Annotated in this window: 12 protein-coding genes; 9 read left to right on the forward strand and 3 right to left on the reverse strand. The window is 72.7% G+C overall.

Annotated features, from left to right (window positions below; genetic code table 11):
- Positions 1-13 precede the first annotated feature (13 nt).
- The 8 genes from QMO56_RS24685 (at position 14) to QMO56_RS24720 (ending at position 6,740) form a co-directional block, all read left to right on the forward strand.
- Positions 14-571 (forward strand): VUT family protein, encoded by a 558-nt coding sequence (locus QMO56_RS24685; protein ID WP_283529994.1) that lies wholly within the window; start codon positions 14-16, stop codon positions 569-571.
- Between the two features lie 77 nt (positions 572-648).
- Positions 649-1,440: a RibD family protein gene (locus tag QMO56_RS24690; protein WP_283529996.1), complete on the forward strand. Its 792-nt coding sequence runs from the start codon at positions 649-651 to the stop codon at positions 1,438-1,440.
- Entirely contained in the window at positions 1,437-2,411 is a 975-nt protein-coding gene (locus QMO56_RS24695; RefSeq protein WP_283529997.1) for a zinc-binding alcohol dehydrogenase, read from the forward strand. The genes QMO56_RS24690 and QMO56_RS24695 overlap by 4 nt, the downstream gene beginning before the upstream one ends.
- 33 nt (positions 2,412-2,444) lie before the next feature.
- Positions 2,445-2,846 carry a 6-carboxytetrahydropterin synthase gene (locus QMO56_RS24700; protein WP_283530000.1) on the forward strand — a complete coding sequence of 134 codons (402 nt, stop codon included), beginning with the start codon at positions 2,445-2,447 and terminating at the stop codon, positions 2,844-2,846.
- A 1-nt stretch (position 2,847) separates the two neighbouring features.
- Positions 2,848-3,891 (forward strand): glycosyltransferase family 4 protein, encoded by a 1,044-nt coding sequence (locus QMO56_RS24705; RefSeq protein ID WP_283530002.1) that lies wholly within the window; start codon positions 2,848-2,850, stop codon positions 3,889-3,891.
- Positions 3,888-4,769 (forward strand): class I SAM-dependent methyltransferase, encoded by an 882-nt coding sequence (locus QMO56_RS24710; RefSeq protein ID WP_283530004.1) that lies wholly within the window; start codon positions 3,888-3,890, stop codon positions 4,767-4,769. Before QMO56_RS24705 ends, QMO56_RS24710 begins: the two co-directional genes overlap by 4 nt.
- An 88-nt stretch (positions 4,770-4,857) precedes the next feature.
- Positions 4,858-6,111, forward strand: a complete 1,254-nt coding sequence (otnK, locus tag QMO56_RS24715; RefSeq protein WP_283530006.1) for a 3-oxo-tetronate kinase — start codon at positions 4,858-4,860, stop codon at positions 6,109-6,111.
- Positions 6,108-6,740 carry an aldolase gene (locus QMO56_RS24720; protein WP_283530008.1) on the forward strand — a complete coding sequence of 211 codons (633 nt, stop codon included), beginning with the start codon at positions 6,108-6,110 and terminating at the stop codon, positions 6,738-6,740. Before otnK ends, QMO56_RS24720 begins: the two co-directional genes overlap by 4 nt.
- 26 nt (positions 6,741-6,766) lie before the next feature.
- On the opposite strand, the gene QMO56_RS24725 is transcribed toward QMO56_RS24720, so the two are convergent.
- The 3 genes from QMO56_RS24725 to QMO56_RS24735 form a co-directional block, all read right to left on the reverse strand.
- Positions 6,767-7,690 carry a diacylglycerol kinase family protein gene (locus tag QMO56_RS24725; RefSeq protein WP_283530010.1) on the reverse strand — a complete coding sequence of 308 codons (924 nt, stop codon included), beginning with the start codon at positions 7,688-7,690 and terminating at the stop codon, positions 6,767-6,769.
- Between the two features lie 145 nt (positions 7,691-7,835).
- Complete coding sequence (locus QMO56_RS24730) at positions 7,836-8,303, reverse strand: N-acetyltransferase (RefSeq protein ID WP_283530012.1); 468 nt, start codon at positions 8,301-8,303, stop codon at positions 7,836-7,838.
- Positions 8,294-9,283: a 2-hydroxyacid dehydrogenase gene (locus tag QMO56_RS24735; RefSeq protein ID WP_283530014.1), complete on the reverse strand. Its 990-nt coding sequence runs from the start codon at positions 9,281-9,283 to the stop codon at positions 8,294-8,296. The genes QMO56_RS24730 and QMO56_RS24735 overlap by 10 nt, the downstream gene beginning before the upstream one ends.
- 167 nt (positions 9,284-9,450) lie before the next feature.
- Here QMO56_RS24735 and QMO56_RS24740 point away from each other — a divergent pair.
- On the forward strand, positions 9,451-10,124 hold a 674-nt coding region (locus tag QMO56_RS24740), incomplete at its 3' end, for a hypothetical protein (protein WP_283530016.1).

Genomic DNA, 10,124 nt, shown 5'->3' on the forward strand with positions numbered 1-10,124 from the left:
GGAAAACTCGCAGATGACCGACACTCGCCGCCTGGAGGGCCTGCTGGCCCTGATCGCCTTTGGCCTGACCATTCCCGCGGCGAATTGGCTCATCGGCAATGCCGGCACGGTCTGCATGGCAGACGGCCCCTGCCTCATTCCGGTGGCGCCCGGCGTCATGGCGCCCTCCGGCGTGCTGATGATCGGCTTGGCCCTGGTGCTGCGGGACCTGGTGCAGCGGCGGCTCGGGCTTGGCTTCGCCTGGCTGGCCATCCTCGCCGGCACGGCGCTCTCCGCGCTGCTGGCGCCGCCCTCGCTGGTGCTGGCCTCCGCCACCGCCTTCCTGATCAGCGAGACGGTGGACCTCGCCGTCTATACGCCCCTGCAGCGGCGCAACCTGGTGCTGGCGGTGCTGGCCTCGGGCGTGGTCGGGCTGGTGGTGGACAGCGTCTTTTTCCTGCTGATCGCCTTCGGCGATCTGAGCTTCCTGTCCGGGCAGGTGCTGGGCAAGCTCTGGATGGTGCTGCTGGCCCTGCCGCTGACCGCCTGGCTGCGCCGCGCCGATGCCCGCCGCGGCATCCTGCCGGCCTGATCACCTTTCTGTCGGCCCCGCGGCACCTCCGCCCCGGACATGGCCTTTCCGCCGGGCCTGCGGCATAGAGTCGCCCCATGGATTCGCTGCCCCCCGATCCCGCTTGGGACGCCCTGCTCCGCCTGCGCGACGGGGGCGATGCCGTGGCTCTGGCCGCCCATCCGCTCGGGCCGCTCTTCGCGCCGGTTCTCGCCCCGGCCGGCGCGCCGGATGGCTGCATGGTGCTCGGCCGGCTGGCGCAGACGCTGGACGGGCGCATCGCCACCGTCTCCGGCTCCAGCCAGTGGATCGGCGGCCGGGGCGACATCCTGCACACCCATCGCCTGCGCGCGCTCTGCGACGCGGTGGTGATCGGCGCCGGCACGGTGCGGCAGGACAACCCCCGCCTGACCACGCGCGAGGTGCGCGGCCCGAGCCCGGTGCGCGTGGTGCTCGACACCAACCGGCGCCTCGGCCCGGACTACGGCATCTTCGCCACGGGCGGCCCGCCCACCCTGCTGGTCTGTGCCGAAGATGCGGAGGGGCCGGACCGCCATGGCGCCGCCGAGGTGCTGCGGGCGCCGCGCGCCGCCATCGGCGGGCTCGACCTCTGCGCCCTGCTCCCCATGCTGGCGGCGCGCGGCCTGAAGCGGCTCTTCGTTGAGGGCGGCGGACTGACCGTCTCGCGTTTCCTCGCCGGCGGCTGCCTGGACCGGCTGCACGTCACCTTGGCGCCGGTGCTGCTCGGCTCCGGCATCCCTGCCTTCACCCTGCCCGAGGCCGCCCGCATCGCCGACGGGCTGCGCTTCGACTGGCAGGTGCACAAGCTCGGGCAGGACGTGCTGTTCGACATCGCCCTGCACCGCGCCCGCCCGGCGGTCTGCGCGTGATCGCACGCGGCTTCTGGGTCACTGCCGCTGGCCGGAGCGAGATCCGCGAGCAGCCGCTGCCGCCGCGCGCGCCTGACCAGGCCTTGGTGCGCGCCACCGCCAGCGGCATCTCGCGCGGGACGGAGCGGCTGGTCTTCCAGGGGCATGTGCCGCAGAGCCAGTGGGCGGTGATGCAGGCGCCCCTCCAGCAGGGCGGGTTCCCCTTCCCCGTGCAGTACGGCTACGCCGCCGTCGGCCTGGTGGAGGAGGGGCCGGCGGAGCTGGCGGGCCGCCGCATCTTCTGCCTGCACCCGCATCAGGACCGCTTCCTGGCGCCAGCGGCGATGTGCATCCCCCTTCCCGATGAGGTGCCCGACCGACGCGCGGTGCTCGGCGCCAACATGGAAACCGCGCTCAACATCGTCTGGGACGCGGCGCCGCTGCCGGGGGAGCGGGTGCTGGTGATCGGCGCCGGCGTGGTCGGGCTGCTCGCCGCCTGGCTGGTGGCGCGGATTCCCGGCACCGCCGTCACGGTGCTGGACACCGAGCCGGCCCGCCGAACGGAGGCCGAGGCGCTCGGCGCCCGCTTCGCCGCGCCGCAGGACTGCCCGGCCGAGCAGGAGCTGATCATCCATGCCTCGGCCAGTCCGGAAGGATTGCGGAACGCCCTCGCCCACGCCGCCTTCGAGGCGCGCATCGTCGAGGCTTCCTGGTACGGCGACAAGCCGGTGACGCTGCCGCTGGGCGAGGCCTTCCACGCCAGGCGACTGACGCTGCGCTCCAGTCAGGTCGGCGCCGTCTCGCCCGCGCTGCGCGGGCGGCGCAGCCATGCCGAGCGGCTTGCCCTCGCCCTTTCGCTGCTGGCCGAACCGGCGCTCGATGCGCTGCTCGGCCCCGACATTCCCTTCGCCGAACTGCCCGCGCGGATGCCGGCGCTGCTCGACCCGCCGCCGGGCACGGTTGCGCCGCTCTGCCCCGTCATCACCTACTGAGCCGAAACCCGCATCGGAGGGACCCGCCGCACGATGTTCAGCCTGACGGTCGCCGACCACATCATGGTCGCGCACAGCTTCCGCGGCGAGGGCTTCGGCCCCGCGCAGCGCGTGCACGGCGCCACCTTCGTGGTGGAGGCGGAGTTCCGCGCCGCCGCGCTGGACGAGGCCAACCTGCTGGTGGACATCGCCGCCGCCCGCACCGAGCTGCGCCGCCTGCTGGACGCCATCGACTACCGCAACCTCGACACCGTGCCGGAATTCGCCGGGCAGAACACCAGCACCGAGTTCCTCTGCCACTACATCCACGGCCGGCTCTGCGCCGCGGTGAAGGAAGGCCGGCTGGGCGAGAGCGGACGCAAGGTGGAGGCCATCAAGGTGCTGCTGCGGGAAAGCCCGCTCGCCTGGGCGGCCTATGACGCGAAGGTCGCCTGAGATGAAAATCGCCCTGATCGTGCCGGGCCCTTTCAGCACCATCTCCGGCGGCTACGGCTATGACCGGCGGCTGGTGGAGGGCTTCCGCGCCGCCGGCCACGACATCCAGGTGGTGGAGCTGAACGGCCGCCACCCCCTGCCCGATGCCACGGCCCAGGCTTCCGCCCGCGCCGCGCTGGACGCCGTGCCCGAGGACGCCCGGCTGGTCATCGACGGGCTCGGACTGCCCGCCTTCGCCCCCTTCGTGGATGAGCTGGAGGCGCGGCAGGCGGTCGGGCTGATCCATCACCCCACCGCCATCGAGCCCGGCTACGACGAGGAGGATCGCGAGGAGCTGAAGCAGCGCGAGAACCTGCTCTTTCCGCGCCTCGCGCGGCTGGTCGCCACCTCCCGTCTCACTGCCGACCGGCTGCCGCTGGAGTTCGGCGCGGACAAGGAGCGCATCGGCGTGGTCGAGCCGGGCACGGACCCGGCGCCGCGCAGCCAGGGATCGGGTGGGCCGGGCTGCGCCATCCTGGCGGTCGGCGTGCTGGTGCCGCGCAAGGGGCATGACGTGCTGCTGCACGCCCTCGGCCGCCTGACCGACCTGGAATGGAGCCTGACCATCGCCGGCGCCCCGCGGGACCCGGTGCATGCCAAAAGCCTTCTCGCCCTGGCGGAGAAGCTGAACATCGCCCAGCGCGTCACCTTCGCGGGCGAGGTGCAGCAGGAGGCGCTGGAAGCCCTCTATGCGCGCGCCGACCTTTTCGCGCTGGCGACGCACTGGGAGGGCTATGGCATGGCGGCTGCGGAGGCGCTGGCGCGTGGCCTGCCGGTGGCCATCACCGCCGGCGGCGCCATCGCCGACCTGGTACCCAAGGAGGCCGGGGTGATCGCCGGGCCGGGCGATGCCAATTCGCTCTCCCGCGCGATGCGCCGCGTCATTTATGACCGCGGGCTGCGCGCTGAGATGTCCGAGGCCGCCTGGACAGCCGGCCAGAAGCTGCCGCGCTGGACCGACCGCGCCGGGGCCTTTGCCGCCGAGCTGGACGCCGCTCAGGCATGAGCGAGGGCTTCGATGCCGACTGGCTCGCCCTGCGGGAGCCCTTCGATGCGCGCGCGCGCAACCTCGATCTCGCCCTGGCACTGGCTGAGGCACTGCCACCGCGCCCGCATCTCGTGGATCTCGGTGCCGGAACCGGTGCGCTGCTGCGCTGGCTGGCGCCGCTGCTCGCCCGCTCCCAGCGCTGGACGCTGGTGGATGCGGACCCTGCGCTGCTGGAGGAAGCCGTCACCACCATCGAGGAGCGTGCCATCCTCGCCGGCTGGACCACCACCTGGCCGAAGAAAAGCACCTTGCTGGTGCACACGCCGCGCGGCGTCTGGCGCGTGGAGGCCGTCCTGGCCGATCTCGCCGCCGGGCCGGACGCCCTGCCGCTGGGCGGCGCCGACGCGGTGGTCAGCACCGCCCTCTGCGACCTCGTCTCCCGGCCCTGGGTGACAGCCATGGCCAAGGCGCTGCGCGTGCCCTTCTATGCCGCGCTGAACGTCGATGGGCGCGAGCGCTTCTTCCCGCCCCATCCCGCCGATCGTCTCGTCGCCCGCGGCTTCCGGCGCGACCAGACACGTGACAAGGGCTTCGGCGGCCCCGCCCTCGGCCCGGCCGCGCCCGCCACCATGGCCAACGCCCTTCGCAAGCGCGGCTTCAGCGTGCGGACGGCGCCGAGCCCCTGGCGGATCGGCGCCAACACGCCCGCCATGGCGGATGCGCTGGCGGAGGGGCACGCGCGGGCCGCGATGGCGGCCCTGCCGCGCAGCCTCGCGCCCGGTCTGCGCGACTGGGCCACCACCCGGCAGGCACAGGCCACGCGCGGGCGCCTCTCGGTTCGCATCGGGCATACCGACCTGCTCGCCTTGCCCGGGGGAAAAAGATCGGGGGAATGAATTCCCCCAAACCCCCTTCTTCTTTCTGTCCGTTGGGCAAAGAATGGGGACAAAGGGCGCGCCTTCAGGACAAACAAGGGAGAGAAGCATGCCTCTGCTCGGCTGCATCGCGGACGATTCGACCGGCGCGACCGACCTCGCCGCCATGCTGGTGGCCAACGGCATGACCACGGTGCAGGTCATCGGCGTGCCGCAGGGGCCGATGCCGGAGGCGGACGCCATCGTGGTCGCGCTCAAGTCGCGCACCGCGCCGGTGGCCGAAGCCGTCGCCGAAAGCCTCGCCGCCTGCGAGGCGCTGCTCGCCGCGGGCGCGAAGCAGATCTTCTTCAAGTACTGCTCCACCTTCGACAGCACCGATGAAGGCAATATCGGCCCCGTCGCCGACGCGCTGCTCAAGCGGCTGCAATCCGGCTTCGCCATCGCCTGCCCCGCCTTCCCCGCCAACAATCGCTCCATCTACATGGGGCATCTCTTCGTCGGGCAGGCGCTGCTGAACGAGAGCGGCATGGAGAACCACCCGCTGACGCCGATGAAGGACGCCAACCTGGTGCGCGTGCTCTCCCGCCAGACCGAGGGCGGCGTCGGGCTGGTGCCTTTCCCCGCCGTCGAGCAGGGCGCGGCCGCCATCCGCCGCGAGTTCACCCGCCTGAAGGAGGCCGGGCGCCGCTACGCCATCACCGACGCGGTGACGGACGCGCATCTGCGCATGCTGGGCGAGGCCTGCGCCGAGCACGCGCTGATCACCGGCGGCTCCGGCATCGCCATGGGCCTGCCCGACAACTTCCGCGCCAAGGGCCTGCTGCCCGAGCGCGGCGACGCCGCCAGCCTGCCGCCGCCGCGCGGCGCCATGGCCGTGGTCGCCGGCTCCTGCTCCCGCGCGACGCTCGGCCAGATCGGGCTGGCGCGCGACCATGTGCCGACGCTGGAGCTGGACGCACTCGCCACGCCCGACGCCCAGGCGCTGATCGACGAGGCGCTGGGCTGGGTCGATGGCAAGCTTTCCGAGGAGCGGCCGGTGGTCATCGCCGCCTCCGCGCCGCCGGAGAAGGTGGCGGCGCTGCAGCAGAAACTCGGGCGCGAGGCGGCGGGCACGCTGGTCGAGCACGCCATCGCCGGCATTGCGCAGGCGCTGGTGGAGCGCGGCGTCGGCCGCCTCGTGGTGGCCGGCGGCGAGACCTCGGGCGCCGTGGTGCAGAAGCTTGGCGTGACCAGCCTGCGCATCGGCCCGCAGATCGATCCGGGCGTTCCCTGGACCTATGCCGAGCCGGGCGGCCTGCATCTGGCGTTGAAGTCCGGCAATTTCGGCGCCCGCGACTTCTTCCTGAAGGCCTTCGCAGCATGACCGAGAACGACCTGCGCGATCTCCTCTGCGAGCTCGGCGCCAGCCTCTTCGCCCGCGGGTACTCCGTGGGCAGCGCCGGCAACATCAGCGTCCGCCTGGCTGACGGCTACCTGATGACGCCGACCAACTCCTCGCTGGGCCGGCTGAAGGCCGAGCGCATCAGCAAGCTGGACGCCGACTGGAACCACATCGGCGGCGACAAGCCCTCCAAGGAGGTCTTCATGCACCGCGCCGTGCTGACGGCGCGGCCCGAGGCGGGCGCGGTGGTGCACCTGCACTCCACCTATGCCACCGCGATCGGCTGCCTGGCCGCCCCCGGGGAGACGGCGCCCATCCCGCCGCTGACGCCGTATTTCGTCATGCGCGTCGGCCGGAGCCTGCCGGTGATCCCCTACTACCGCCCCGGCGACGCGGCGATGGAGCCGGCGATCCACGAGGCGGCGAAGTCGGCACGTGCCATGCTGCTGGCGAATCACGGCCCGGTGGTGTCCGGCAAGACGCTGACGGACGCGGTCTATGCCGCCGAGGAACTGGAGGAATCGGCGCGCCTGGCGCTGATGCTGCGCGGCGCAGGCGCGCGGGAGCTGACGGCTGCGCAGGTGGACGACCTGCTTTCCACCTTCGGCTGAACGGATGGCGGGGTCCGGGGGGGATACTATCCCCCCGGCGGGGGTTCAGGGGGCGGCGCCCCCTGCTCCACCGGCGCAAACACGCGCAGCGCCCCCGGCCAGCTCCGGCACTTCAGCGGCGAGCGCATCTTCAGCACCTCACCGTCGAGCGTGACGCTGAGGCTTGGCCGGTGTGAGCGGATCTCCACTTCCGGCACGGCGCGCATCTCGAAGTCCCGGTCTTCGCGCAGCCGCCCGCGCAGGGCGCGAACGAACATCCGCACGATGGCGGAGCGGCTGTGGTGCCGGGCGATGCAGAGGCATAGCTCGCCCCTGTCCAGCGCGCAGCGCCGCCCCGGGTTGGGCAGGCTGGTGCTGTAGAGATTGTTGCCGATGAAGACGAGCGGGGTGCGCAGCCGCTCGCCCCATCCTTCCGCGCGCACGGAGAGGCGGTGCCGGGTGAAGCGCCAAAGGGCGCGCAGGGTGGCCAGCACGGTGGCCGGGTTCTTGGGCAGGCCGTGCCGGGTCTGCTCATACTCCCGCCCTCGCACGATTTCCGCATAGATGCCGACAGTGGCGTTGTTGACGAAGAAGCGGTCGTTGATACGGGCGACGTCGATGGCGCGCAGGTGGCCGGCCGCGATGACGGCGACGGCCTGTTCCACCTCCAGCGGCAGGCCGAGATCCCTGGCGAAATGGTTGCGGGTACCGAGCGGCAGCACCCCGAAAGGCCGCTCCGTGCCCGCCACGAGCCCGGCGGCGGTGCCGATGGTTCCGTCACCGCCGCCGACGACGATCCCGTCCCACGGCTCATCCAGCGCCGCCTGAACGGCCGCGCGCAGCGCGGCTCCCTCCACCTCGGCCACCGAGGCTTCTACGCCGTGCTGCGCGAAGGCGTCGGTCAGCCGCTGCGTGACGTCCTCACCCCGGACCGAGCCGCCGCCCGCATTGATGATGACCTTGATGCGCATGGCCGACGCCTTTGCAAACCCGCCGGGGAAAAGCGTCAAGGCAGCGGTGGTTTCTCGGCACGGCCCCTGTTCCGGCTGGCTCACCCGAACGGGATGGCGCGGTCCGGAACAGGGATATGGAAGGCGTTTCTGCCACATGCCGGCATCAGAGCGAGGCGCCAGGGTCGAGCCGCTGGATGTAGCTGCGCCAGGGTGCACGCTCCGCGATGCGCTCGTAGAGCGCGATGGCGGCACGGTCGGATTCGGGAACGAACCAGCGCAGGTGGCTCCAGCCGCGCGCGCGGCCGGTTTCGGCCACCGCCTCCACCAGCGCCCGGGCGATGCCACGGCCGCGCGCCGCCGGCGTCACGAACAGGTCGTCGAGCTGGCCGCAGCGGCGGGCGAAGACGATCTCCGGCAGATCATAGAAGAGAGCGAAGCCCTGCGGCACGTCCTCCCGCCAGGCCGCCAGCAGCTCGGTGCACGGCTCGGCGGCGAGCAGTGCGGCGATGGCCGTGCCATTGGCTGCCGCCTGGCCGTGCAGCACACCGCGCATCTCCGCCGCATAGGCATCGAGCAGCGGCAGCAGCACGGCGTGGTCAGCGACGGAGACGGACCGGATGCTCAGGGACATGCCGCGAGGTCGATCTCGTCCGCCAGCGGCTCGCCACGGAAGAAGCGGCCGAGATTGGCGGTGGCGCCCCGCACCTTGGCCTGCATGGCATCCAGCGTGCCGGCGGCGATATGCGGCGTCAGCACGACATTGGGCAGGCCGAAGAGCGGGTTGTCCGGACGCGGCGGCTCCGGCTCGAAGACGTCGATGGCGGCGCTGCGGATGCTGCCGGCCTGCAGCGCCCGTGCCAGCGCCGCCTCGTCCAGCACCGCACCACGGGCACAGTTGACCAGTACCGCGTCGGGGCGCATCCGGGCGAAGGCGTCGTCGCTGAACAGGTGGTGCGTTTCGGCGGTTGCCGGCAGGTGCAGGGAGATCACCTCGGATTCGCGCAGCAGTTCGTCGAGCTCGACGCGGCGGAAGTTCAGCGCCAGCTCCAGCCCTTCCGGCAGGCGCTGATAGGGATCGGCATAGAGTCCGCGCACCTTAAAGGGCTGCAGCAGCGCGGCGAGCGCCGAGCCGATGCGCCCCATGCCGACGATGCCCACGGTGCGCCCACGCAGGTTGCGCGAGACGGGGCGCAGCGCGGTGCCCAGCCACTCGCCACGCCGGATGGCGGCATCGGTGCGGGGGATGTGCCGGAGGCAAGCGAAGATCAGCGCCAGGGCATGCTCGCTCACGACGTCGGCGGTGCCGGAGGGATTGATGGCGAGACGGATGCCGCGCTCGCGCAGCTCGGCGATCGGCGTCTCGCCCTGCCAGCCGACGCCCTGGTGCTGCACCAGCTTCAGCCGCGGCGCCTTCGCCACCCATTCCGGCTGGAGCACGGAGGGGGCGACGATCACCGCGTCGGCGATGGCCAGTTTCTCCAGCCGCTCCGCGTCGTCATTGGCCGAGAGGGTCAGCAGCTCGCAGCCTTCCGGCATGCTGGCGCGCCACAGCGTATAGACCGCCTCCGGCGCATGGCTCAGATACAGGACACGGCGGATATTCTCGGACATATCATTCCCTCTCCGGGTGCCGCGTGGCGGCAGGGTCCGGAGAAGCTAAGGCAGAGCGCAGGCGGCGCAAAGCCGTCGCGCGGAGGGCGGCGTCACAACGCCGCCCTCCGGCCGTTCAGTTGCCTGAAGCCGCGTCGTGCGGCGCGTCATCGGCGACCGGCAGCGGCGTGACTTCCGGCAGCGGCTCGGGCTCGGGGGCCGAAGCCGGCGCGCTGGCCTCGGCCTTCTTGCGGGCGCGTGTTGCCGCCGCCTTCTTCGCGGCCTCGGTACGAGCCCCGGAGGAACGCTTCGGCTTCGCCTCCGCCGCCGTCTCGGCCACAGCCTCCGGCGCGGTCACCGGTGCCGCCTCGGCCTCCACGGCGCGGGTGCGGCTGCGACGCGGCGCGGCGGCCTTCTTCGGTGCAGCAGCGGCCTTCGGCGCCGTGGCGCGGCGCGGCGCGGCCGCCTTGCGGGCCGTCGCGGTCGCACGACTGGCTGCCGGCTTGCGCGCACTGGCCGCCTTGGTGGCTGCCGTCTTGCGCGCCGGCGTCGCCGCCTTCGCGGTGCGCGTGCCGGTCGCCTTGCGCGCCGGCGTCGCCGCCTTCGCGGTGCGCGTGCCGGTCGCCTTGCGCGCCGGCGTCGCCGCCTTCGCAGTGCGCGTGCCGGTCGCCTTGCGCGCCGGCGTCGCCGCCTTCGCGGTGCGCGTGCCGGTCGCCTTGCGCGCCGGCGTCGCCGCCTTCGCAGTGCGCGTGCCGGTCGCCTTGCGCGCCGGCGTCGCCGCCTTCGCGGTGCGCGTGCCGGTCGCCTTGCGCGCCGGCGTCGCCGCCTTCGCGGTGCGCGTGCCGGTCGCCTTGCGCGCCGG

It is taken from the genome of Roseomonas sp. E05, assembly GCF_030063475.1.
In the GTDB taxonomy this organism is placed as follows: domain Bacteria; phylum Pseudomonadota; class Alphaproteobacteria; order Acetobacterales; family Acetobacteraceae; genus Pseudoroseomonas.